The following is a 25224-nucleotide window of genomic DNA, read 5'->3' on the forward strand; positions in this document are numbered from 1 at the left end:
GGGAGCAAGCCCCCGCGTGACGTTTCATGCGCACCGACACGCTGGTCGGTGCGCCGGAGCGGAAGCAAGCACGCGGCTTACTTGTTCTCCTTGACCTCTTCGAACTCGGCGTCGACGACATCGTCGCCAGCCTTGTCGTCAGCGGCCTCGCCCTGAGCGGCAGCACCCGGCTGCGGCTGTTCGGCGTACATCTTCTGCGCCAGCGGAGTGGATGCCTGGGACAGCGCATTCATCTTCGCTTCGATCTCGGCCTTGTCGTCGCCCTTCACGGCAACTTCCAGCTCGCTCAGCGCCTTGTCGATGGCAGCCTTCTCTTCGGCAGTGGCCTTGTCGCCAGCCTCGGTGACCATCTTGCGAGTCGCGTGGACCAGTGCATCACCCTGGTTGCGGGCAGCGGCCAGTTCCTCGAACTTGCGGTCTTCCTCGGCATTCGCCTCGGCGTCGCGGACCATCTGCTGGATCTCGTCTTCGGACAGACCCGAAGAAGCCTTGATCACGATGGACTGCTGCTTGCCAGTGGCCTTGTCCTTCGCACCGACGTGCAGGATGCCGTTGGCGTCGATGTCGAAGGTCACTTCGATCTGCGGCACACCGCGCGGAGCCGGCGGGATGTCGGCCAGGTCGAACTTGCCCAGCGACTTGTTCTGCGCGGCTTGCTTGCGCTCGCCCTGCAGCACGTGGATGGTCACGGCGCCCTGGTTGTCATCGGCAGTGGAGAACACCTGCGACTTCTTGGTCGGGATGGTGGTGTTCTTGTCGATCAGCGCAGTCATCACGCCACCGAGGGTTTCGATACCCAGGGTCAGCGGGGTGACGTCGAGCAGCAGCACGTCCTTCACGTCACCGGCCAGAACGGCGCCCTGGATGGCAGCACCCATGGCAACGGCTTCGTCCGGGTTGACGTCCTTGCGCGCTTCCTTGCCGAAGAACTCGGCAACGGTCTTCTGCACCAGCGGCATGCGGGTCTGGCCGCCGACCAGGATCACTTCGTCGATCTTCGAGACGTCCAGGCCGGCGTCTTTCAGCGCAACGCGGCACGGCTCGATGGTGCGGGTGACCAGGTCTTCCACCAGGGATTCCAGCTTGGCGCGGGAAACCTTGACGTTCAGGTGTTTCGGGCCGGAGGCGTCAGCGGTGACGTACGGCAGGTTGACGTCGGTCTGCTGGGTCGAGGACAGCTCGATCTTGGCCTTCTCGGCAGCTTCCTTCAGGCGCTGCATGGCCAGCGGGTCGCCCTTGAGGTCCATGCCGGATTCTTTCTTGAACTCTTCGACGAGGTAGTCGATCAGGCGCAGGTCGAAGTCTTCACCACCCAGGAAGGTGTCGCCGTTGGTGGCCAGTACTTCGAACTGGTGCTCACCATCGACTTCGGCGATTTCGATCACGGAAACGTCGAAGGTACCACCACCCAGGTCATAGACGATGATGGTGTGGTCGCCCTTGGCCTTGTCCAGGCCATAGGCCAGCGCAGCCGCGGTCGGTTCGTTGATGATGCGCTTGACGTCCAGACCGGCGATGCGACCGGCGTCCTTGGTGGCCTGACGCTGGCTGTCGTTGAAGTAGGCCGGAACGGTGATGACCGCTTCGGTGACCGGCTCGCCCAGGTAGTCCTCGGCGGTCTTCTTCATCTTCTTCAGGACTTCCGCGGAGACCTGCGGCGGAGCCATCTTCTGGCCCTTGGCCTCGACCCACGCGTCGCCGTTGTCAGCCTTGACGATCTTGTACGGCACCATCTTGATGTCTTTCTGTACGACTTCTTCTTCGAAGCGACGGCCGATCAGACGCTTCACGGCATACAGGGTGTTGGTCGGGTTGGTCACAGCCTGGCGCTTCGCCGGCTGACCTACCAGGATTTCGCCGTCGTTGGCGTAGCCGATGATCGACGGGGTGGTACGAGCGCCTTCGGCGTTCTCGATGACCTTGACGTTACCGTTCTCCAGGATGGACACACAGGAGTTGGTGGTCCCCAGGTCGATACCAATGATTTTGCCCATATTTCACTCTCCAGAAATTAGATTCCGCGCTGACCCTGTTGCGGGTCTTTGGCTCGGTTGATTACCCAGATGGGGACCGGGTGGTGGATTTCAAGCCTTCTCGTCGATCGAAGGCGGAGTTTGTTCCGGTGCCTTGCTGACCACGACCATGGCGGGACGCAGCAGACGACCGTTGAGCAGGTAGCCCTTCTGGAACACCTTGACCACGCTGCCCGGCTCGAGACGAATGCTCTCTTCCATGGCCATGGCCTGGTGGTGTTCGGGGTTGAAAGGCTCGCCGTGCGGGTCGACCGGCTCGAGGTTGTAGCGCTTCAGCGTGTCGTGGAACATCTTCAGCGTCAGTTCGATGCCTTCACGCATCGGCTTGATCACTTCGTCTTCCGGGTTCGACATCTCCAGCGCGCGCTCGAGGGTATCGACGATCGGCAGCAGGTCGCCGGCGAATTTCTCCAGGGCGAACTTGTGCGCCTTCTCCACGTCCTGCTCGGCACGACGGCGGACGTTCTGCAATTCGGCGACAGCGCGCAGGCTCTGATCCTTCGCCGCGGCGACCTGTTCTTCCAGCTCCAGCACGCGGGCGTTCAGATCCCCGGTAGCGCCGGTGTCCGGCTGCTCGTTGAATTGGGAATCCTGAGTCTGTTGTTCGTCAGACATGCCACTCTCCTAAAAAAGAAAATAAGCCTTTGAAAACAAGGCGAACCCAATGGTCCGCGGCTCTGCCGTGTATATGGGGCAGGTTTTCCCGACTTCAAGGCTTTTGCTCCACAGGGCACTCACAAAGGCGACAAGGGAGAATTGCCAGCAGCAAAAAATACTGTATAAATAACCAGACATAACTGCGGAGCCGCCGCCCATGCTGGTCCACCTGTCCGTGCACAACTACGCCATCGTCGAGCACCTCGATCTCGAGCTCGATGCCGGCATGACCGTGATCACCGGCGAAACCGGCGCCGGCAAGTCGATCATGCTCGACGCCCTCGGCCTCGCCCTGGGCGACCGCGCCGACAGCGGCGTGGTCCGCCCCGGCTCCGACAAGGCAGACATTCTCGCCAGCTTTGATGTCAGCGCGATTGCCGAGGCCCGCGACTGGCTCGCCGAGCGTGACCTGGAACAGGACGGCCCGTGCATCCTGCGCCGAGTGATCACCGCCGAAGGCCGCTCGCGCGCGTACATCAACGGCTCCCCCTGCCCGCTGGGCGACCTCAAGCACCTGGGCGAGCTGCTGATCGACATCCACAGCCAGCACGAGCACCAGTCACTGCTCAAGGCCGACACTCACCGCCGCCTGCTCGACGAATTTGCCGGCAGCCAGGATCTGGCGCGCCAGGTGCAACTCGCCGCGCAGCGCTGGAAGCAGACCCGTCAGGAGCTGGACCGCCTGTCGCGCAACGGCGACGAACAGCGCGCCCGCCACCAATTGCTCAGCTACCAGCTTGAAGAACTGGAAAACCTCGGTCTGGGTGACAACGAACTGGAGTCGCTGGAAGCCGAACACAAGACCCAGAGCAACGCCGGCAGCCTGATCGCCGCCTGCCGACAGGTCGTCGAATTGTGTAGCGAAAGCGATGCCGGCAACGTGCTGTCGGCGCTGACCTCCAGCCTCAACCGCCTCACCGCCTTCCCGAGCCAGCCGACCGCACTGGGCGAAGCGGTGAACCTGCTGTCCAGCGCGCAGATCCAGGTGGAAGAAGCCATCGGCGAGCTGAACCGCTTCGTCGACCACTTCGATGCCGACCCCCTGCGCCTGCAGCAGTTGGAAGAGCGCATGGATGCCATCTATAGCCTGGCGCGCAAACACCGCGTGCAGCCCCACGAACTGCAGGACCTGCAGCAACGACTGCTCGACGAACTGGACGCGCTGAACGCCGACGACGAAGCCGTGGAGCGCCTAGGCAACGAACTGGCCGCCTACGCCCGCCACTATCAGGAGAAGGCCGACGAACTCAGCCGCATCCGCCAGGATGCGGCACCGAAGCTGGCCAAGGCCGTGGAGGTGGAGATGCAGCGCCTGGGCATGCCCGGCGGCCGCTTCGCCATCGAACTGCGCCCGTCCAGCTCGGACGAACCGCAGGTCAGCGGCCTGGAGCAACTGGAATTCCTGGTCAGCGCCAACCCCGGCCAACCGATGAAGGGCCTGGCCAAGGTCGCCTCGGGCGGCGAATTGTCACGCATCAGCCTGGCGATCCAGGTGATCACCGCACAGACTTCGCGCATCCCCACACTAGTCTTCGACGAAGTGGATGTCGGCATCGGCGGCCCCACAGCCGAAGTCGTCGGCCAGCTGTTGCGCCGCCTTGGCGATCGCGGCCAGGTGCTGACCGTTACCCATCTGCCGCAGGTCGCCGCCCAAGGCCACCAGCACCTGTTCGTGCACAAGGACCGCGACACCTGCGAAACTCGCACCGCCGTATCCAGCCTGAAGAAGGCCGAGCGCATCGAGGAAATCGCCCGCATGCTCGGCGGCGTGGACCTGACCAAGGAATCCCTGGCCCACGCTCGCAAGATGGTGGATTCGGCCGTACAGGGCTGACACACTACCACTTAAAAGCCGCACAAACGAAAACGGCGACCCGAGGGTCGCCGTTTCTGCATCTGCGTGCGCTTACTTTTTCTTGCGCACGTAGAGCACCAGGTTGTGATCGACGAGCTCGAAGCCGCGCTCCTTGACGATCTCCTTCTGGCGTTTCTCGATTTCCGAGTCCATGAACTCGATGACTTCGCCGGTATCGACGCAGACCATGTGATCATGGTGGCCGCTGTCGGCCAGTTCGAAGACGGCATGGCCGCCATCGAAGTTGTGGCGCACCACCAGGCCGGCGGCTTCGAACTGGGTCAGGACGCGGTAGACGGTGGCCAGACCGACGTCTTCACCCGCCTCCATCAGCGCCTTGTAAACATCCTCTGCGCTCATGTGGCGCTGCTCGGCGGAATCGAGCATCTGGAGGATCTTGACGCGCGGCAGTGTGACCTTAAGTCCGGCTTTGCGCAGTTCGCTATTTTCAACCATGTGTGCTTTCTCGGCGCGGAATGCTTCGCAGCATCTCTCAATACAGGTATGATCGGGATTTCGTCGCTCAGCCAAGATAGTGGAAGTCACCCCTTGATGCAAAACGCCAAGCTCATGCTGACCAGTCTCGCTTTCGGGCTGGGACTCGCCGCACTCGCCGGTTGCTCGTTCCCGGGGGTCTACAAGATCGACATCCAGCAGGGCAACGTTGTAACGCAGGATATGATAGACCAGTTGAAGCCCGGAATGACCCGGCGCCAAGTGCGGTTTATCATGGGCAACCCCCTGATCGTGGATACCTTCCACCCCAATCGCTGGGACTACCTCTACAGCATCCAGCCCGGCGGCGGTCAGCGCCAGCAGGAGCGGATGAGCCTGTATTTCGGCCAGAACGACCAACTGGTCGGCCTGAATGGCGACTTCATGCCCGGCGTCAGCCGTGACGAGTCGATCCTCGGCAAGGAAGGCACCCCGGCAACTTCGCCGTCGCAGCCGACCCAGCAGCAGCCCGAACAGCCCAAGGAAGAACCGGCCAAGCCCGGCTCCGTGGAAGAGCAGATCCAGAAGGAAGTCGACCAGGTGGAAACCGTACCGGTCCCAACTCCGGAACCGCTGGACAAGAATCCGCAGTAAGGGATTCGCGAAAACAAAAAAGCCCGGCCAATGCTGGGCTTTTTGTTGCCTGTGCTTTCAGTACACAAGAATCAGCAGCGCAGAAGACTCAGCCGCGCGCCGCCTTGGCCCGCGCAGCCCGCTGCTTGCGTACTTCCTTGGGATCGACGATCAGCGGACGGTAGATTTCCACTCGCTCACCCTCCCCCAGCTCTCGCTCCTCGGGCCTCGCCACCGCCTTGCCGAAGATACCCAGCGGGCAATTCTGCACATCTAGGCCAGGAAAATGCGCGGCGATGCCCGACAACAACACCGCTTCGCGCATCCGCGTGCCACGCGGAACGCTTAGGCGCAGCAGCACTTGCCTCTCCGGCAACGCGTAGACGACCTCAATGGCGATGCTTGCGGATTCAACCATGCAGTTGCTTGGCGCGCTGGCAGAAGGCGTCGACCATGGTGTTCGCGGCCTGGGTGAACAGCGGGCCGAGGGTCGCCTTCACCAGGGCGCCGGCATAGTCGAAGGTCAGGTCGAGGGAAATCTTGCAGGCCTTGTCGCCCAGGGCCTTGAAGGTCCACACGCCGTGCAGCTGGGAAAACGGGCCTTCCTCGAGATTCATCTCGATGCTCTGCCCCGGCACCAGCGCATTACGCGTGGTGAAGCGCTGGGTAATGCTGCCCTTGGCCACGGTCAGCTCGGCGCGCATGGCGGTATCGCTTTCCTCCAGCACGGTGGAGGCGGAACACCAGGGCAGGAACTCCGGGTAGCGCGCCACATCGTTGACCAGGTCGTACAGCGCCTTCGCCGGATAGGGCAGCAGCGCCGAACGCTGGATATGCGTGCTCATAGACGTCTCGCTTGGTTGTGGGGCGTTTCATACGCCCGCTGCTCAAAAAACAGCGCGCATTGTCCGAGATTAGCCACACACCCTCAAGCTTGCATGCCGTCGCACGTTGTCCCGATAGCGGCGCGGCGAGCGACTCCCTATAATGCGCGGCCTATGGCTAAACAGAAGAAACACCCTTCGGGGACCATCGCGCAGAACAAGAAGGCTCTGCACGACTACTTCATCGAGCAGCGCTTCGAGGCGGGCGTCGCCTTGGCCGGCTGGGAAGTGAAAAGCCTGCGCGCCGGCAAGGCGCAGCTGGTGGACAGCTACGTGCTGCTCAAGGATGGCGAAGCCTGGCTGCTGGGCAGCCACATCACGCCGCTGACCACTGCCAGCACCCACGTCATCGCCGACCCGGTGCGCACGCGCAAGCTGCTACTGCACAAGCGCGAGCTGGGCAAGCTGTTCGGTGCCGTGCAGCAGAAAGGCTACGCCTGTGTCGCGCTGTCGATGTACTGGAAGAAGCACCTGATCAAGTGCGAGATCGCACTGGCCAAGGGGAAGAAAGAGTACGACAAGCGCGGCACCGAGAAGGAGCGTGACTCCGATCGGGAAATCCAGCGCGCCATTCGTCACGGCAAGGACGACTGAGCCCCTTCGCGCCCTCCTGCGAGGGCGTGTTGCCGGTCAGGCGTCCACCGCGCCTTGGCGTCGCTGTGCCCGTTGCAGGCGCAATTCCTTCGCCTGCACCTCGGCCAGCACTTCCTGCACGTAGTCGATATGTCGCTGGGAAATCTCCCGCGCCGCTTCCGCGTGCCCGCCGATAATCGCCTCGTACAACTCGCGGTGCTGACGCATCAGCTGCTCGCGGGTCTCGTCACGCTGTGCGTACATCCCCCCGATGTTGGTCACCACGTTGCGCTTGAGCAGGTCGAACAGCCCGCGAATGGTGTGCAGCAACACGGCGTTGTGGCTGGCCTCGGCGATGGCCAGGTGGAAGGCCGCATCTGCCGCCCCCTCCTCCGCACGACTGACCTTACCCACGCGCAGGTAACAGTCCTGCAACGCATCGAAGGCCTGCTTCAGGCGCTGCTGATCCACCTCGGTCGCGCGCTGCGCCGCGTAGAAGGCGCAGGAGCCTTCAAGGGTATGGCGAAACTCCAGCAGATCGCGCTGCGCCTCCGGATTGCTCTCCAGCAGATGCAGCAGCGGATCGCTGAACATCGAGCCCAGTCCTTCGCTGACGTAGTTGCCGCCGCCCTGACGACTGACCAGCAGGCCCTTGGCGCCGAGCTTCTGGATCGCCTCGCGCAGTGACGGCCGAGAGACGCCGAATTGTTCGGCCAGCACGCGCTCGGCGGGCAGTCGCTCGCCGGCCTTGAGAGTGCCCTCGAGAATCATCGCCTCCAGCCGCTCGACGATGTCGTCCGACAGACGGCGTTGCTTGACCTGACCAAAACTCATGCGGATGAACTCCTTCGCTCTCTCACTCTGGGCCGCGCCCTACGCAGCTTGCGGCAGCCTGACGGGCGCCGCCGTCGACGACAACCCCGCCTCGCCTTTCCGATCACTCCCGACAAAAGTCGCAGAGCAGCAAATTGACACGCCGCCAGCAGGGCTTTTACCCTGAGCGCTCGACTTTGTAAATTGGTAATACCAATTTACCGGAAGTCGGATTGCACGACAACACATGCACGAAAAACAACAAGCCGCGATCAGTCGACCGTCTGCCCAACGCGCCACAAGCGCATCGGAATCGCCCGACCGGCAACCAGGCCCTCCACCCAAAAACAATTAGGGAGCCAACCAGATGCAAACCTGGCAGCAGATCTACACCCCGCTCGGCAGCCTCGGCCTGTCCGCGCTGGTCGCCGTCATCCCGATCGTGTTCTTCTTCCTCGCCCTCGCCGTGTTCCGCCTCAAGGGCCACGTCGCCGGCAGCATCACCCTCACCCTCTCGATCATCATCGCCATCGTCGCCTTCGGCATGCCCGCCGACATGGCCATCGCTGCCGCCGGTTATGGCTTCGCCTACGGCCTGTGGCCAATCGCCTGGATCATCGTCGCGGCGGTGTTCCTCTACAAACTCACGGTCAAGAGCGGCCAGTTCGAGGTGATCCGCAGCTCGGTGCTGTCGATCACCGGCGACCAGCGCCTGCAGGTGCTGCTGATCGGCTTCTCCTTCGGCGCCTTCCTCGAAGGTGCGGCGGGCTTCGGCGCGCCGGTGGCGATCACCGCTGCCCTGCTGGTCGGCCTGGGCTTCAATCCGCTGTATGCCGCGGGCCTGTGCCTGATCGCCAACACCGCGCCGGTCGCCTTCGGCGCCCTGGGCATCCCGATCATCGTCGCGGGCCAGGTCACCGGCATCGACGCGTTCAAGATCGGCGCCATGACCGGCCGCCAGCTGCCGTTCCTGTCGATCCTCGTGCCGTTCTGGCTGGTGTTCATGATGGACGGCCTCAAGGGCGTGAAGGAAACCTGGCCGGCCGCCCTGGTCGCCGGCGGCAGCTTCGCCATCACCCAGTACTTCACCTCCAACTTTATCGGCCCGGAACTGCCGGACATCACCTCCGCCCTGGTCAGCCTGATTTCCCTGACCCTGTTCCTGAAAGTCTGGCAACCCGCCAGCGAGCGCGAAGTGGTCGCCACCGCCGGCGGCGCCGCCGTCATGGGCGGCAACGGCCCGCGAAGCGCCGAGCCGACTCCCTACAGCTTCGGCGAAATCCTCAAGGCCTGGTCGCCCTTCCTGGTGCTGACCGTGCTGGTCACCATCTGGACCCTGAAGCCGTTCAAGGCGCTCTTCGCTCCAGGCGGCGCGCTGTACAACCTGGTGTTCAACTTCGCCATCCCGCACCTGGACCAACTAGTGGTGAAGACCGCGCCCATCGTCGCCAACCCGACGCCGATTGCCGCCGTGTTCAAGCTGGACCCCGTCTCGGCCACCGGCACCGCGATCTTCCTCTCCGCCGTGGTCTCGATGATCGTCCTGCGCATCAGTGCGAGAACTGGTCTGACCACCTTCAAGGAGACCCTGGTCGAGCTAAAATGGCCGATTCTCTCCATCGGCATGGTCCTGGCCTTCGCCTTCGTCACCAACTACTCGGGCATGTCCACCACCCTGGCGCTGGTCCTGGCCGGCACCGGCGCGGCCTTCCCGTTCTTCTCGCCGTTCCTCGGCTGGCTGGGTGTGTTCCTGACTGGTTCGGATACCTCCTCCAACGCCCTGTTCAGCTCGCTGCAGTCCACCACCGCGCACCAGATCGGGGTCAACGACACCCTCCTGGTGGCAGCCAACACCAGCGGCGGCGTGACCGGCAAGATGATCTCGCCGCAATCCATCGCCGTGGCCTGCGCCGCCACCGGCATGGTCGGCAAGGAATCCGATCTGTTCCGCTTCACCCTCAAGCACAGCCTGATGTTCGCCGCCCTGGTGGGTCTGATCACCCTGGCCCAGGCGTACATCTTCACCGGCATGCTGGTGCACTGACCGAGCGCTGATCGACTGCGCGTCAGCGATACTGCGCTGGAGATGGCCTCGGGAAGCCGCTTGCGGCTAACGCACTTCAGTGCGGCCCCGAAGGGGCGAGTGGAGCGAGTCATGCTCACCTACAGTTGTAGGCTCCGCTCCCTCGGCCATTTCCGCCTTGTCTCGCTCTAGCTCGCTCGATCCAAAACTTTTCTCTCAAAACGGAAGAGCCCAATGATCATCTCTGCCTCTACCGACTACCGCGCCGCGGCCCAACGCAAGCTGCCGCCGTTCCTCTTCCACTACGCCGACGGCGGCGCCTACGCCGAGCGCACCCTGCGCAACAACGTCGACGACCTGGCCAACATCGCCCTGCGCCAGCGCGTGCTGAAGAACATGTCCGAGCTGAGCCTTGAGACGAAGCTGTTCGACGAGACGTTGAGCATGCCCATCGCCCTGGCCCCGGTCGGCCTGACCGGCATGTACGCCCGGCGCGGCGAAGTACAGGCAGCCCGCGCGGCCGCGGCAAAGGGCATCCCCTTCACGATGTCCACGGTGTCGGTGTGCCCCATCGAGGAAGTCGCCCCGGCCATCGACCGGCCCATGTGGTTCCAGCTCTACGTGCTCAAGGATCGCGGCTTCATGCGCAATGCCCTGGAGCGCGCCAAGGCCGCCGGCGTTAAGACCCTGGTATTCACCGTCGACATGCCGGTACCCGGCGCCCGCTACCGCGACGCCCACTCCGGCATGAGCGGCCCGAACGCGCCGCTGCGCCGCGTCTGGCAGGCCATGACCCACCCGACCTGGGCTCTCGACGTTGGCCTGCTGGGCAAGCCTCACGACCTGGGCAACATCTCCAAGTACCGCGGCAACCCCACCGGCCTTGCCGACTACATCGGCTGGCTGGGCGCCAACTTCGACCCGTCGATCTCCTGGAAGGACCTGGAGTGGATTCGCGAATTCTGGGACGGCCCGATGATCATCAAGGGCATCCTCGACCCGGAAGACGCCAAGGATGCGGTGAAATTCGGCGCCGACGGCATCGTCGTCTCCAACCACGGCGGGCGCCAGCTCGACGGCGTGCTCTCCAGCGCCCGCGCCCTGCCGGCTATCGCTGACGCGGTGAAGGGCGACCTGAAGATTCTCGCCGACTCCGGCATCCGCAACGGCCTGGACGTGGTGCGCATGATCGCCCTGGGCGCCGATACCGTGCTCATCGGCCGTGCCTTCCTCTACGCCCTGGCGACCCACGGCGAAGCCGGCGTGAAGAACCTGCTGGACCTGTTCGAGAAGGAAATGCGCGTGGCCATGGTGCTCACTGGCGCCAAGAGCATCGGCGAGATCACCCGCGATTCGCTGGTGCGCGAACTGGGCGCCTGAGAGCCCCATCTGTAGGAGCGAGCTTGCTCGCGAACCTGCCAAGCTCCGTGCCCACCGGGTTCGCGAGCAAGCTCGCTCCTACGAAAAGAACGCTCCCACAACGCGTTCAAATCAAAAGAACACCGATGGACCGTCCAGCGGTCCACGCTCACCGATGATGACTGGAGCCGCCATGAGCCTGCCCGCCGCGTTCCTCGACACGGTAGAACACCTGATCCCCCGCGAGCGCCGCTTCGACGACGCGCTCTCGACCCTGGCCTTCGGCACCGACGCCAGCTTCTACCGGCTGATCCCCAAACTGGTGATCCGCGTGGAAAGCGAAGACGAAGTCGCCAGCCTGCTCAAGGCGGCCCACGCCAATCAGGTCGCGGTAACCTTCCGCGCCGCGGGCACCAGCCTCTCCGGCCAGGCCGTGAGCGACTCAGTGCTGCTGGTGCTGGGTGACAACTGGAACGGCCGCGACATCCGCGAAGGCGGTACGCAGATTCGCCTGCAGCCCGGCGTAATCGGCGCCCAGGCCAACGCCTGGCTGGCTCCGTTCGGCCGCAAGATCGGCCCGGACCCGGCGTCGATCAACGCCTGCAAGATCGGCGGCATCGTCGCCAACAACGCCAGCGGCATGTGCTGCGGCACTGCGCAGAACAGCTACCACACCCTGGCCGGGCTGCGGCTGCTGCTGGCCGACGGCACCCTGCTGGACAGCGAGCTGCCCGCCAGCGTCGCCGCCTTCCGCGACAGTCATGGCGCCCTGCTCGACCAGCTCGCCGAGCTGGGCCGGCAGACCCGCGCCAACACCGAGCTGGCCGCGAAGATCCGCCACAAGTACCGCCTGAAGAACACCACCGGCCTGTCGCTGAACGCGCTGGTCGACTACGACGAGCCGCTGGATATCCTCACCCACCTGATGGTCGGCTCCGAGGGCACCCTGGGCTTCATCAGCGCGGTCACCTACGACACCGTGCCCGACCACCCGAACAAGGCCAGCGCGCTGATCGTCTTCCCTGACGTGGAGACCTGCTGCAAGGCCGTGACCGTGCTCAAGCAGCAACCGGTCTCCGCCGTGGAACTGCTGGACCGCCGCAGCCTGCGCTCGGTGGAGAACATGCAGGGCATGCCGACGTGGGTGAAGAGCCTGTCCGAAGGCGCCTGCGCACTGCTCATCGAATCCCGCGCGGCGACCCAGTCGCTGCTGCACGAACAACTCACGCAGATCAGCGCCTCCATCGCCGGTTACCCGGTGGAGAAGCAGGTCGACTTCAGCGAAGACCCGGCGGTCTACAACCAGCTCTGGCGCATCCGCAAGGACACCTTCCCGGCCGTCGGCGCAGTGCGCGAGACTGGCACCACGGTGATCATCGAGGACGTCACCTTCCCCGTCGAACAGCTGGCCGAAGGCGTGAACCGCCTGATCGAGCTGTTCGACAAGCACGGCTACGACGAAGCCATCCTGTTCGGCCACGCGCTGGAAGGGAACCTGCACTTCGTCTTCACCCAGGGTTTCGAATCGCCTGAGCAGATCGCGCGCTACTCGGCGTTCATGGACGACGTCGCGCACCTGGTCGCCGTGGAATACGGCGGCTCGCTCAAGGCCGAGCACGGCACCGGGCGCAACATGGCGCCCTTCGTCGAGCTGGAATGGGGCCACGACGCCTACCAACTGATGTGGCAGCTCAAGCGCCTGCTCGACCCTACCGGCATCCTCAACCCCGGCGTGGTACTGACGGACGATGCGCAGCTACACCTGAAGAACCTCAAGCCGCTGCCCGCCGCCGACGAGATCGTCGACAAGTGCATCGAGTGCGGCTTCTGCGAGCCAGTCTGCCCGTCCAAAGGGCTGACCCTCAGCCCGCGCCAGCGCATCGTCATGTGGCGCGACATCCAGGCCAAGCGCCGCGCCGGCGTCGATACCACGGAGCTGGAGCGCCATTACCAGTACCAGGGCATCGACACCTGCGCCGCCACCGGCCTGTGTGCCCAGCGCTGCCCGGTGAACATCAACACCGGCGAACTGATCCGCAAACTGCGCGGCGAGGAAGCGCACCACGCCGGCACCGCCACCTGGCTCGCACGCCACTTCGCCACTGCGCTCAAGGGCGCGAAGTTCATGCTGCATGCCGCCAACGGTGCGCGCATGGTGCTCGGCGCGCCGCGCCTGGCCCGCCTCAGCGCTTCCATCAGCCACGCCAGCAAGGGCCGCGTGCCGCAGTGGACGCCGGCCATGCCGCAACCCGCGCGCCTCGCAGCTGCATCACAGCCTGTGGATAACGGCAAGCCGCGCGTCGTCTACGTCACCGCCTGCGTCTCCCGCGCCATGGGCCCGGCGGCGACGGACGAAGAGCAGATGCCGCTGATCGACAAGACTCGCCAGCTTCTGGAAAAAGCCGGCTACCAGGTGGTCTTCCCGGACAACGCCGACAACCTCTGCTGCGGCCAGCCCTTCGCTTCCAAAGGCTACAAGGAACAGGCCGACGCCAAGCGCGACGAGCTGCTCGCCGAACTGCTGCGCGCCAGCCGCGGCGGCCTCGACCCGATCTATTGCGACACCAGCCCCTGCACCCTGCGCCTGGTGCAGGACCTGGCGGACGACCGGCTGAATATCTACGACCCGGTGAAGTTCATCCGCACCCACCTGGTCGAGCGCCTGGACTTCCAGCCACAGGAGAAGCCGGTTGCCGTGCACGTCACCTGCAGCACCCAGCACCTGGGCGAAAGCCAGGCGCTGATCGATCTGGTCAAGCGCTGCACCCGCGAGGTGGTGATCCCCGAGGGCATCCACTGCTGCGGCTTCGCCGGCGACAAGGGCTTCACCACGCCCGAGCTGAACGCGCACTCGCTGCGCACGCTCAAGGACGCGGTGCAGTACTGCGAGGAAGGCGTCTCCACCAGCCGCACCTGCGAGATCGGCCTGTCCGCCCATGGCGGCATCGATTATCGCGGCGTGGTCTACCTGGTGGATCGGGTCACCCGCGCGCGCCCATCCACAACCCTGACGTAGGGCGGATAACGCCCCCGGCGTTATCCGCCGTTGGCAAAGACGGCGAATAACCTGTTCCAGGTTATTCGCCCTACTTTCCATGGTCCCATCCGCTGCTTGCCGTTAACAGGCTCTTAATCCGCCCTCTTCACCCTCTGCCCTAACCGGGTCACGCCAGCTATCCTGCTGCACAGGCCGTATGAGGGGACCAAGATGAGAATCCTGTTGGCAGAAGACGACCAGTTGCTGGGCGACGGCATTCGCGCCGGGCTCGGTCTGGAAGGCGACACCGTCGACTGGGTGAGTGACGGCGTTGCCGCCGAACAGGCGCTGGCCACCGACGAATTCGACCTGCTCGTCCTCGATCTCGGGCTACCGCGCAAGGATGGCCTGGAAGTGCTGCGCGGGCTGCGCCGCCGCGGCAACCTGACCCCCGTGCTGATCCTCACCGCGCGCGACAAGGTGGCCGACCGCGTCGCCGGACTCGACGCCGGCGCTGACGACTATCTGACCAAACCCTTCGACCTTGACGAGCTGCTCGCCCGCGTCCGCGCTCTCACCCGTCGCCATACCGGTCGGGCCATCCCGCTGCTGCAGCACGGCGAACTGGCGCTGGACCCGGCCACCCACCAGGTCAGCCTGGCTGGATCGCCGGTGGACCTGGCTCCGCGCGAATACGCGCTGCTGCGCCTGTTGCTGGAACAGCGCGGCAAGGTGCTGTCCCGTGCACGCCTGGTGGAAGCCCTGTACGGCTGGGACGGAGACCTGGAAAGCAACGCCATCGAGGTCCACATCCACCACCTGCGGCGCAAGCTGGGCAACAGCCTGATCCGCACCGTGCGCGGCATCGGCTACGGCATCGACCGCCCCGAAGGCGCCGCACGAGCTTGAGCAGCGCCCCCCGTCGCGCCGGCTCCATCAGCCGGCGCCTGCTGCTGACCCTGATCGGCGGTGTTTCCGTGCTGTGGCTGGTGGCCGGCCTGTTCACCTACCACCTGACCCGCGAGCAGGTGAACCGTCTCTACGACCAGGACATGATCGACTTCGGCCAGGCCGCCCTGAGCCTGGTCGACATTGCCGACGCGATAGACCCGCAGTCCACCGACGCCATGGAAATCCTCGCGCGCAGCCGCAAGGCCATCGAAGGGCTGCCGCTGATCCGCCGCGAAGCCACGCTGGGTTATGCCATCTGGTACCGCGGCCAACCGCTGCTGGCCACCCACAAACCACCCACGGGAATCGAAGCGCAGCCGCCGGGCTTCTCCGACCTGCTCAGCGGCGGGGTCAACTGGCGCGTGCTGCACATGAATACGGCGGGGACCGACGAGGTGCGCATCTGGGTCTTCGAGGACCTGCACTATCGCCACAAGACCCTGCACCTGCTGCTATTCAGCGCCCTGTTCCCGTTGCTGCTGGCCCTGCCGCTGTTCGGCGTGCTGGTGTGGTTCGGCGTGCGCCAGGGCCTGGCGCCGCTGCGCGGCCTGATCGAACAGGTGCACCAGCGCGGCGCCCACAGCCTCCACCCGCTGGCCCTGAGCCGCGCACCGGTGGAAGTGCACAGCCTGGTGAGCGAACTGAATCTGCTGCTGGAGCGCCTGCATTCGGCAATGGAAGCCGAGCGCCGGCTGACCAGCGACGCCGCCCACGAAATCCGCACGCCGCTGGCCAGCCTGCGCACCCACGCCCAGGTGGCACTGCGCTCGTCCGACCCGGCCGCCCACGCCCACGGGCTGCAGCAGGTCAGTCGCAGCGTTGAACGGATCAGCGCACTGATGGAACAGATCCTCCTGCTGGCGCGGCTCGATGCCGAAGAACTGCACGAAATCTTCGCCCCGGTGGACCTGCGCCTGCTGGCTGAAGACACCATCGCCGATCTTGCACCGCAGGCCATCGACAAGCAGATCGAACTGACCCTCGATAGCCAGGAGGTCACGCTGCGAGGCGTCGCGGCATGGCTCGGTCTGATGCTCACCAACCTGGTCGGCAACGCCCTGCGCTACACCCCCGAAGGCGGCCGCGTGGCCGTCAGCCTGGAGAGCGCGAGTGACCGACTGACCCTCTGGGTCCGCGACAACGGCCCCGGCGTAGCACCGGCAGAACAGGCTGCGATCTTCACTCGCTTCTACCGCAGCCCCAGCGTCGCCAGCAGCAACGGCAGCGGGCTGGGCCTGCCGATCGTCAAGCGCATCGTGGAAATCCACCACGGGCGCATTTCCCTGCACGAAGGGCTGGATGGCGCCGGACTGGGCGTGTGCGTCGAACTCCCGACAACCGCCGGGCCGATTCTCTGAACCCCACGTGAATCGTGGCGGTCCACCCTGTACGGCCCGCTCGTTCGGTCCGCGACAACGGTCAAGTTGACAGGAGTACTGCCATGAAACGTGCCGCCCTGCTCATTACAGCCGCCCTGCTGGCGTCGCCGGCTTTTGCCGCCGATCTGTGCAGCGACAATCTGCAGAAAGTCGATGACGCGGTGAAAACCGTCACCAACAACACCCAGGCCCAGGAGCAGGCCATGCGTCTGCAGGAAAAGGCCGCCCAGGCCCAGGCCGCAGGTGACACCAAGGCCTGCATCGCGCAGACCGAAAAAGCCCTGCAGCTGTTGAAGAAAAACGCTGGCGACGGCGGAGCCAACGGGTGATCCCGTACGCGGCGGCCGGCTCCCGGCCGGTCGCCGCTCATAAGGCCCGCGAAGCCTGAGGCATTCGCAACGCAGCAGTTGATTCCCCGGCTAACGCCCCCGCCTAAGATGGTGCGATTCCTCATCACAAGAAGCACAACGGAATCGCCATGCCCGTGTCCCGCTTGCTCATCGCCAACCGTGGCGAGATCGCCATCCGCATTGCCCGCGCCGCCGCCGAGCTGGGTATCCAGACGCTGGCGATCTTCGCCGAGGACGACGCCGCCTCGCTGCACACTCGCCAGGCCGACCAGGCCACGGCCCTGAAAGGGCGTGGCGCCAGCGCCTACCTCGACCAGCAGCAGATCATCGACATCGCCCTGGCCCAGGGCTGCGACGCGGTGCATCCGGGCTATGGCTTCCTTTCCGAGAACGCCGGCTTCGCCCGGCGCTGCGAAAGCGCCGGGCTCACCTTCGTCGGCCCCTCGGCGGAGGTGCTCGACGTCTTCGGTGACAAGGCCCGCGCCCGCGACCTCGCCCGCGATCACGGCGTGGCGCTGGCCGCCGGCAGCAACCGCGCGACCTCACTGGAAGATGCCGAACGCTTCTTCCGCGAACTGCCCGCCGGCGCCGGCATGATGATCAAGGCCCTCGCCGGCGGCGGTGGGCGCGGCATGCGCGCGGTGCGCAGCATCGAGGAAATCGCTGACGCCTACGCCCGCTGTCAGGCCGAAGCCCGCGCGGCCTTTGGCGATGATCGCCTCTACGTCGAGCGCCTGATCCAGCACGCCCGCCACATCGAGGTGCAAGTCATCGGCGACGGCCACGTCGTCAGCCATCTGTGGGAGCGCGACTGCACCTTGCAGCGACGCAATCAGAAACTGCTTGAGATCGCCCCCAGCCCAAACCTGCATCCGCGCCTGCGCGGTGCTATCCTCGCCGCTGCCGTGCGCCTGGCCGAAGCTGTGGAGTATCGCGGCCTGGGCACCTTCGAATTCCTGCTGGACGAAGACAGCGGCGACTTCGTGTTCATGGAAGCCAACCCGCGCCTGCAAGTCGAACACACCATCACCGAGGCAGTGACCAGCATCGACCTGGTCCAGGCGCAACTGCGTATCGCCGCGGGCGCCAGCCTCGCCGAGCTGAACCTGACCCAGGCGGAGATTCCCGTGCCGCGCGGCCACGCCCTGCAACTGCGGATCAACCTGGAAACCCTCGCCAGCGACGGCACGCCCCATCTCGCTTGCGGCACCTTGAGCGCCTACGAGCCGCCCAGCGGCCCCGGCCTGCGCGTGGATGGCTACGGCTACGCGGGCTACCGCAACAGCGCCGGCTACGACTCGCTGCTGGCCAAGCTGATCGTCCACGGCAACGGCGGCTATCCACAGCTGGTGCAGCGCGCCTATCGCGCGCTCTGCGAATTCCGCCTCGAAGGCGTGGCGAGCAACATTCCGTTGCTGCTAAATCTGCTGCGCCAGAGCCCGGTGGCGGACAACCAGGTCACCACCCGCTACATCGAAGAACACCTGCCCACACTGCTGGGCGCACAGGATCACGCGCACCCGCATCGCTTCTTCAGCCATGCCGGCGCATCCGGGGAAGCCCCGCGCAGCAGCGAAGCACCGGCCGGCTGCATCCCTCTCGCTACGCCGAGCGCGGGTGTGCTGGTCAGCCTGAACGTGGCCACAGGCGATGCCGTTGCCCAGGGCCAGACCATCGCCGTGGTCGAGGCGATGAAGATGGAATTCGAGGTAAAAGCCAGCGCCAGTGGCATCGTCCACAGTCTCGCCGCCACCCCCGGCGACAGCCTCGGCGACGGCGACGCGCTGCTGTTCGTCGAGCCGGCAGAGATCGAAGCACAGAACCATGAAAGCAGCGCCGCCATCGATCTCGACGCCATCCGCGCCGACCTCTCCGAAGTGCTCGAACGCCACGCCATCGGCCTCGACGAGCGCCGCCCGGACGCCGTCGCCAAGCGCCACCGGATCGGCAAGCGCACCACCCGCGAGAACCTCGCCGACCTGCTCGATGAAGGCAGCTTCATCGAGTACGGCGCCCTGGCCATCGCCGCCCAGCGCCGTCGTCGCAGCGTCGAAGAACTGATCACCAGCAGCCCCGCTGACGGTCTGGTCAGCGGCCTGGGCAGCATCAACGCCGCGCAGTTCGGCAATGAGAAGGCGCGCTGCCTGGTGCTGGCCTACGACTACACAGTGTTCGCCGGAACCCAGGGCGTGATGAACCACAAGAAGACCGACCGCATGCTGCACCTCGCTGAGCAGTGGCGCATTCCGCTGGTGCTTTACGCGGAAGGCGGCGGCGGACGTCCGGGCGACACCGATTTCGTCGGCGTGGCCGGGCTCGACAACATGAGCTTCGTCGGCCTCGCGCGGCTCTCGGGATTGGTGCCGCTGGTGGGGGTGGTCTCCGGCCGCTGCTTCGCCGGCAACGCCGCGCTGCTCGGCTGCTGCGACGTAATCATCGCCACCCGCGACACCAGCCTGGGGATGGCGGGTCCGGCGATGATCGAGGGCGGCGGCCTGGGCAGGTTCGCTCCCGAGGAAGTCGGCCCCAGCGACGTGCAGAGCGCCAATGGCGTGATCGACGTGCTGGTGGAGGACGAAACCGAAGCCACCCGCGTCGCCCGCCAGTACCTCGCCTACTTCCAGGGCGATAGCGCCGACTGGCAGTGCGCCGACCAGCGCCTGTTGCGCCATGCGGTGCCGGAGAATCGCCTGCGCGTCTACGACATCCGCCAGGTCATCGAGCAACTGGCCGACAGCGGCTCGGTGCTGGAACTGCGCCGGCACTTCGCCGCCGGGATGGTCACCGCACTGGTGCGCATCGAAGGCAAGCCGTTCGGCCTGATCGCCAACAACCCCATGCACCTGGGCGGCGCCATCGACGCCGAGGCCGGCGACAAGGCCGCGCGCTTCATGCAGCTGTGCGACGCCTTCGACCTGCCGATCATTTCGCTGTGCGACACCCCCGGCTTCATGGTCGGCCCGGAAGCGGAGAAGACCGGCACCGTGCGCCACGTCTCACGCATGTTCGTCACCGCCGCCAGCCTCAGCGTGCCGTTCTTCACCGTGGTCCTACGCAAGGGCTATGGCCTCGGCGCGCAGGCCATGGCCGCCGGTAGCTTCCACGCCGCGCTGTTTACCGTTGCCTGGCCCAGCGGCGAGTTCGGCGCCATGGGGCTGGAGGGAGCGATCCGCCTCGGCTACGCCAAGGAGCTGGCCGCGATTGAAGACCCGCTGGAGCGGCAGAAGCTGTTCGACAAGCTGGTCGCCGCCGCCTACCGCAACGGCAAGGGGCTGAACATGGCGAGCTACCTGGAGATCGACGACGTCATCGACCCGGCCGACACCCGCCGCTGGTTGCTGCGCGGCCTGGCGTCGACGCCGAAGCCCGCACCGCGCCAGGGGAAAAAGCGTCCACTGATCGATACCTGGTGAGATGTCGGTTGAGCTGCCCGCCCGATCCGCTAGAATGCGCGGCGTCATTGGGGAGTAGCCGACCGTTCGACGAACGGGGGCGACGTCAACACACTTGGCCCGCAGGCCATGGCGTCGTCAGCAGCTTTGCCTGGCAAGACCTTTGACCACGTGTTCTCCGCAACGGCCGGGGAGATGCGTGGTCATGGGTACTTACACCGGCCGGGAGCTTCACCGTGATGCACCACCCAACCCTTCGCTCCATCCCTCTGGAGCTGCGCGCATGCTGACCTTCATCCTCGAACTGCTCGGCATGTTGCTGGTGATCCTGATTGCCGCCGAACTCTTCACCAACGCGCTGGAGCACTTCGGCGAGCGCCTGGGGATTTCCGAAGGCGTCACTGGTTCGCTGTTCGCCGCCATCGGCACCGCCCTGCCGGAAACCCTGATCCCGCTGCTGGCACTGTTCGCCGGTACCAGCAATGTCAACCTCAATGAGGAAGTCGGCGTCGGCGCGATCCTCGGCGCACCACTGATGCTCTCCACCTTGTCCACCTGCCTGATGGCACTCGCCGCCTGGCGCTCTCGTGGCCTGCTCGGGCGCATCCGTCCCGAGCGCACGGGCATGCAGCGCGACCTGAACTTCTTCCTGGCCGCCTTCAGCTTCGCCACCATCGCCATGTTCGTGCCGGCTGAACTGCACTCCGTGCGCGTCGCCCTCAGCGTGCTGCTGGTGCTCACCTACTTCGGCTACATCACGCTCACCATCCGCGCCTCGCAAAGCCTTGTGGAAGACGGCCACGGCACCGAGGCCGACCACCACATGTACCTGGCGCGCATCGGACTGCCGACCAACCTCGCCACCATCCTGCTGCAACTGCTGCTGGGCCTTGTGCTGCTGGTACTGGGGGCCAAGGGCTTCATCCATGGCGTGGAGGGCTTGTCGCACATCCTGGGGATTTCCGCGCTGCTGCTGTCGCTGCTGATCATCCCCATCGCCACCGAGCTGCCGGAGAAGATCAACAGCATCCTCTGGGTGCGTCGCGGCAAGGACACCCTGGCCTTCGGCAACATCAGCGGCGCCATGGTCTTCCAGGGCACCCTGTTGCCCGCGATCGGCATCCTTCTGACGCCCTGGCAGCCGCGTATCGAGGTGCTAACTGGCGTACTGGTGACCCTGGGCGCTGCGCTCTGGTTGCGGATCAACGCCCAGCGTGACGGCGGCTTGCCGATCTGGGTGCTTCTGCTCAACGGCATGCTGTACGCCGCCTATCTGGGTATCACCCTGTCGCGCTGACGCAGACGGCTCATTGCCTACACTGACAGTCCGGGCTGCCGTTTCGGCGGCAGCCGCACGACTAGCGATACGCCGAAGGAGTGAACATGAAAATCCTGGTAGTCCTGACCTCCCACGACCAGCTCGGCAGCACCGGCAAGAAAACCGGCTTCTGGCTCGAGGAGTTCGCCGCGCCCTACTACGTGTTCAAGGATGCCGGCGCCAGCCTGACCCTGGCCTCGCCCAAGGGCGGCCAGCCTCCGCTCGACCCCAAGAGCGACGAGGAAAGCGCCCAGACCCCGGCCACCCTGCGCTTCCGCCAGGACAGCGACGCTCAGGCAGCGCTGGCCAATACCGTGAAGCTCAGTGAGGTGAAGGCCGATGACTACGACGCCGTGTTCTATCCCGGTGGCCACGGCCCGCTCTGGGACCTGGCCGAGGACCGCACCTCGGTGGCGCTGATCGAAGCCTTCCACTCCAGCGGCAAAACCGTCTCCGCCGTCTGCCATGCCCCGGCCGTGTTCCGCCACCCACGCGGACTCGACGGCCGGCCGCTGGTACAGGGTCGGCACGTTACCGGCTTCTCCAACAGCGAGGAAGATGCCGTGGGCCTCACCGACGTAGTGCCCTTCCTCGTTCAGGACATGCTCAAGGCCAACGGCGCCCGCTACAGCAAGGGCCCTGACTGGCAGAGCCACGTCGAGGTGGACCGCGGCCTGATCACAGGGCAAAACCCCGCGTCCTCCGAGGCCGTGGCCGAAGCCGTGCTGAAATTCCTGAGCTGACAACACCTTGCACCGCCCCGGGTGGCTATCGGGGCGGCTTTCCCGTAGAATGGATCTCGACCTTGACAGGTTTTGGGGCCGATTAGGATTCGACGCCGGTAACAAAACTCTAGGGGCATGCCGAGTAGGTGACAGTTCTCGTAAATCAGCTGCCACAACTTTATAGTTGCCAACGACGACAACTACGCCCTAGCAGCCTAAGTGCCGCTAGCAGACCCTAGGGGATGCCTGTAAACCCGAAGATTAGGTCTGTCATATAGAACAGGATCGCCGCCAAGTTCGCTGTAGACGTAACGGCTAAAACTCATACAGCTCGCTCCAAGCGCCCTGCCACTCGGGCCGCGAGGAGTTAACCTAATAGAGATGGCTAAGCATGTAGAACCGACAGCGGAGAACTGGCGGACGGGGGTTCAAATCCCCCCGGCTCCACCAAATGCAAGTTTCCACATGTTCCCACATGATCGGAAACACCCTGAAAAGCCCGCCCCGTGCGGGCTTTCTTGTTTCTGCACGTCCCCCAATGGATACACATAGCACAGCCCGCCGTGTATCCTCCCCTGTACCCGAATCAAAAATTGAAACTGAGGGGTACACGGATGAAGCGCAGCGAAATCAAGCGCCGCCCACTGGCCGACACGGTGCTTGCCACCCTGGAGCCGGAAGACAAGGAATACCGGGAGCACGACGGTAATAGCCTGTATCTCCGCGTCAAACCGGACGGGCGAAAGTCTTGGCAGCTGCGCTACAAGAAGCCCGATGGCAAGTGGTCATGGATCGGCCTGGGCAGTTATCCCGAGGTTGGCGGCTCGCTGGCCCGCCAGAAGGCAGCCGAACTCCGGGGCGATGTATCCCAGGGCCGCAACCCACTGGCGATGAAGCACGCCCGAAAGGCCGCCGAGGCCGAAGCCGCCGCCAACACCTTCGAAAAGCTGGCCCGTGAGTGGTACGCCAACAAGCGCAAGACATGGACTGAGGGCACAGCGATCCGAACCATTGGCGCCCTTGAACTGCATGTTTTTCCGGTGTTCGGGAAACGCCCCTTTGCCGAGATTCTGCCCATCGAGTGGATGGAGTTTCTGCGCGGCATGGAGCAGACCGGCATCGTCGAGCAAACCAGTCGCGTGCGCGGCATGTGCAAGGAAATCTACGACCTGGCGCGCGTCACCGGCCGAGCGACGCACAACCCGCTGGAGGGCTTGCACAAGTTCCTTCAGACCCGGCCAGTGGAAAACTTCGCCCATGTATCCCAGGCGGAATTGCCAGCGCTCTTGCGCGCTATTCGCTCCTACCCCAGCGCCGCCGACATTCGCATTGGATTGCAACTGCTTTCGCTGCTGGCCTGCCGCCCCTCGGAGCTTCGGGAAGCCAGTTGGTCGGAGTTCGATCTAGATGGCGCCCTGTGGGCGATTCCGGCCGAGCGCATGAAGCGCCGTCGTGAGCATCTGGTGCCGCTGCCGCAACAGGCCGTCGAGTTGCTGCGCGACCTGCACATATTGACGGGCACCTATCCCTTGCTCTTCCCTGGCCGCAGCGACGCGACCAAGCCCCGCAGCAATACCGTGTTCTTAATGGCCCTGCGCCGCCTCGGCTATGAAGGCCGGCAAACCGGCCATGGCTTCCGGCACATCGCGTCCACGACCCTCAACGAACATGGTTTCGACGAAAACCACATTGAGGCCCAGCTATCCCACGTCAAGGAAGGGGTAGCCGGCGTGTACAACAAGGCGGTCTACCTGCCCCAACGCCGAGAAATGATGCAGTGGTATGCAGACCATCTCGATAGGCTGGCCGGCGGCAATGTGGTGGCAATCAAGCGGGCATGACCGGCAAAGCAAGATGGTCTGTCATCGCAACATCGATTCAGTAGGACACATGGCAATCAAACCTCTAAAACTCAAGCGCTACATCTCTGAAGCTGAAGCCGCGAAACTCCTGTCCTTGCTAATTGGAGAGGAAGTCTCTGCGGATGAGATGGCGGAATACGCGCGGCTGGGAATAGTCCCGGCGTACATGCAATTCGCGCCGAAGGACTCGAGCACTTATCCCAACTGTACGTTCCTTATTTTCGATAGGGACACTTGGGAGGAATACAAGGACCATGATCGGTTGAGGCTCGTGGGTGCTGACTGGCTGGCAGTCATTCCTTACCCCTTGAACGGATCGTGGATCGAAGATAGCGAGGGAGGCCAGTGGAGAGTAATGGTCGACCGTGCTGACGGAAGCGTCGAAGACGTAGCAGAAGATCACTTCCGAAGAATCTACGCACCACCAGAAGTCTGCCAAGCAGCACAGCTTATGAATGACCCGAACGCCTGCCCCGAATGGCCAGCGATCCTTCATTCTCACGGACAGACATGGAGCTATGACGACGACGGCCCGTCCGAACCGGCCTACATCTTGAGCCCATTCATAGAGCACCGGGAGTACATCCCTATCGCTAAGGGCGAGCCGCGAGCCTCGGGCAATGAGGCCCCTGTAAACTGGCAACTGTCTGACAGGCCAACGCCGAAGTCTTATCGGCTGATCATCTCCGGAATGATCGAGTTGCTAACCGAAGCAAGAGGGTGCACTCAAGATGAAATCGCAGAGACACTCAAGGAGCGCCATCCACGGTGGAGAATAAGCCCGAGCAGGGTTACGAAGGTCTTTGCCGAGGCGAACAAGCTGGCTAAAGAGGCGAACAATCCAGCTGAAGCCTAATGCTCAATAGTGCAATTTCACTTTGCCTAAAGTGAAATGACTCTTGGGGTGTGGGTGTAGTGGTCTACTGATCCCGGACACCGATTTAGGCGAGAATCCTCGCCGTGAGAGAGGTGTCTGATGAGCAAGCAACGACGTACGTTTTCCGC

20 protein-coding genes, 1 other RNA gene and 1 riboswitch are annotated in these 25224 nt (G+C 64.5%); of the genes, 15 read left to right on the forward strand and 6 right to left on the reverse strand.

All coding sequences use genetic code 11. The features are described 5' to 3' along the window. Positions 1–77: 77 nt before the first annotated feature. On the reverse strand, positions 78–1994 hold the full coding sequence (gene dnaK / locus ACIPK7_RS27065) for a molecular chaperone DnaK (protein WP_192435584.1): 1917 nt from the start codon (positions 1992–1994) through the stop codon (positions 78–80). Between the two features lie 90 nt (positions 1995–2084). Beyond that, entirely contained in the window at positions 2085–2648 is a 564-nt protein-coding gene (gene grpE, locus ACIPK7_RS27070; RefSeq protein ID WP_081520689.1) for a nucleotide exchange factor GrpE, read from the reverse strand. A 199-nt stretch (positions 2649–2847) separates the two neighbouring features. On the opposite strand from grpE, the gene recN reads away from it, so the two are divergent. Beyond that, complete coding sequence (gene recN / locus ACIPK7_RS27075) at positions 2848–4524, forward strand: DNA repair protein RecN (protein WP_401091315.1); 1677 nt, start codon at positions 2848–2850, stop codon at positions 4522–4524. 72 nt (positions 4525–4596) lie between these two features. Here the strand turns inward: recN and fur are convergent, their stop codons facing one another. Continuing rightward, entirely contained in the window at positions 4597–5001 is a 405-nt protein-coding gene (gene fur / locus ACIPK7_RS27080; protein ID WP_009613072.1) for a ferric iron uptake transcriptional regulator, read from the reverse strand. A gap of 96 nt (positions 5002–5097) precedes the next feature. Here fur and ACIPK7_RS27085 point away from each other — a divergent pair, with 96 nt between their 5' ends. Further along, positions 5098–5634 (forward strand): outer membrane protein assembly factor BamE, encoded by a 537-nt coding sequence (locus ACIPK7_RS27085; RefSeq protein WP_192435582.1) that lies wholly within the window; start codon positions 5098–5100, stop codon positions 5632–5634. An 88-nt stretch (positions 5635–5722) separates the two neighbouring features. Here the strand turns inward: ACIPK7_RS27085 and ACIPK7_RS27090 are convergent, their stop codons facing one another. Together ACIPK7_RS27090 and ACIPK7_RS27095 are read right to left on the reverse strand one after the other, a co-directional pair. Further along, positions 5723–6031, reverse strand: coding sequence for an RnfH family protein (locus ACIPK7_RS27090; protein ID WP_401091317.1), 309 nt, complete (start codon positions 6029–6031; stop codon positions 5723–5725). Then, positions 6024–6458, reverse strand: a complete 435-nt coding sequence (locus ACIPK7_RS27095) for a type II toxin-antitoxin system RatA family toxin (protein ID WP_401091319.1) — start codon at positions 6456–6458, stop codon at positions 6024–6026. Before ACIPK7_RS27095 ends, ACIPK7_RS27090 begins: the two co-directional genes overlap by 8 nt. Positions 6459–6611: 153 nt before the next feature. Here ACIPK7_RS27095 and smpB point away from each other — a divergent pair, with 153 nt between their 5' ends. After that, positions 6612–7091, forward strand: a complete 480-nt coding sequence (smpB, locus tag ACIPK7_RS27100; protein WP_017518965.1) for an SsrA-binding protein SmpB — start codon at positions 6612–6614, stop codon at positions 7089–7091. A gap of 36 nt (positions 7092–7127) precedes the next feature. Here smpB and ACIPK7_RS27105 read toward each other — a convergent pair whose 3' ends face one another. Then, positions 7128–7904, reverse strand: coding sequence for an FCD domain-containing protein (locus tag ACIPK7_RS27105; protein ID WP_192435579.1), 777 nt, complete (start codon positions 7902–7904; stop codon positions 7128–7130). 346 nt (positions 7905–8250) lie between these two features. On the opposite strand from ACIPK7_RS27105, the gene ACIPK7_RS27110 reads away from it, so the two are divergent. The 12 genes from ACIPK7_RS27110 to ACIPK7_RS27165 all read left to right on the forward strand — a co-directional run bounded on the left by ACIPK7_RS27110 (position 8251) and on the right by ACIPK7_RS27165 (position 25075). After that, positions 8251–9927, forward strand: a complete 1677-nt coding sequence (locus ACIPK7_RS27110; protein WP_401091321.1) for a lactate permease LctP family transporter — start codon at positions 8251–8253, stop codon at positions 9925–9927. 213 nt (positions 9928–10140) lie between these two features. After that, positions 10141–11286, forward strand: a complete 1146-nt coding sequence (gene lldD / locus ACIPK7_RS27115) for an FMN-dependent L-lactate dehydrogenase LldD (RefSeq protein WP_401091323.1) — start codon at positions 10141–10143, stop codon at positions 11284–11286. A gap of 172 nt (positions 11287–11458) precedes the next feature. Beyond that, positions 11459–14281 (forward strand): FAD-binding and (Fe-S)-binding domain-containing protein, encoded by a 2823-nt coding sequence (locus ACIPK7_RS27120; protein ID WP_401091324.1) that lies wholly within the window; start codon positions 11459–11461, stop codon positions 14279–14281. 192 nt (positions 14282–14473) lie between these two features. After that, a complete protein-coding gene (locus ACIPK7_RS27125; RefSeq protein ID WP_192435575.1) occupies positions 14474–15151 on the forward strand; it encodes a response regulator in 678 nt (225 codons plus the stop codon). Continuing rightward, positions 15148–16551, forward strand: a complete 1404-nt coding sequence (locus tag ACIPK7_RS27130; protein WP_401091326.1) for a sensor histidine kinase — start codon at positions 15148–15150, stop codon at positions 16549–16551. The genes ACIPK7_RS27125 and ACIPK7_RS27130 overlap by 4 nt, the downstream gene beginning before the upstream one ends. Before the next feature lie 83 nt (positions 16552–16634). Then, a complete protein-coding gene (locus ACIPK7_RS27135) occupies positions 16635–16901 on the forward strand; it encodes a hypothetical protein (protein WP_081520678.1) in 267 nt (88 codons plus the stop codon). Positions 16902–17050: 149 nt separating this feature from the next. Further along, on the forward strand, positions 17051–20335 hold the full coding sequence (locus ACIPK7_RS27140; RefSeq protein WP_401091327.1) for a carboxyl transferase domain-containing protein: 3285 nt from the start codon (positions 17051–17053) through the stop codon (positions 20333–20335). Between the two features lie 37 nt (positions 20336–20372). Continuing rightward, positions 20373–20545, forward strand: a riboswitch (yybP-ykoY riboswitch). Positions 20546–20597: 52 nt separating this feature from the next. After that, a complete protein-coding gene (locus ACIPK7_RS27145) occupies positions 20598–21611 on the forward strand; it encodes a sodium:calcium antiporter (protein WP_192435572.1) in 1014 nt (337 codons plus the stop codon). 86 nt (positions 21612–21697) lie between these two features. After that, positions 21698–22375: a type 1 glutamine amidotransferase domain-containing protein gene (locus ACIPK7_RS27150; RefSeq protein WP_192435571.1), complete on the forward strand. Its 678-nt coding sequence runs from the start codon at positions 21698–21700 to the stop codon at positions 22373–22375. 74 nt (positions 22376–22449) lie between these two features. Then, positions 22450–22807, forward strand: a transfer-messenger RNA (tmRNA) gene (ssrA, locus tag ACIPK7_RS27155). Positions 22808–22971: 164 nt separating this feature from the next. After that, positions 22972–24198 carry a tyrosine-type recombinase/integrase gene (locus ACIPK7_RS27160; RefSeq protein ID WP_401091330.1) on the forward strand — a complete coding sequence of 409 codons (1227 nt, stop codon included), beginning with the start codon at positions 22972–22974 and terminating at the stop codon, positions 24196–24198. Positions 24199–24247: 49 nt separating this feature from the next. Beyond that, positions 24248–25075, forward strand: coding sequence for a hypothetical protein (locus ACIPK7_RS27165; protein WP_401091332.1), 828 nt, complete (start codon positions 24248–24250; stop codon positions 25073–25075). The last annotated feature ends 149 nt before the right edge of the window (positions 25076–25224 follow it).

This window comes from Pseudomonas sp. NPDC086581 (genome assembly GCF_044746165.1).
Classification (GTDB): domain Bacteria; phylum Pseudomonadota; class Gammaproteobacteria; order Pseudomonadales; family Pseudomonadaceae; genus Pseudomonas.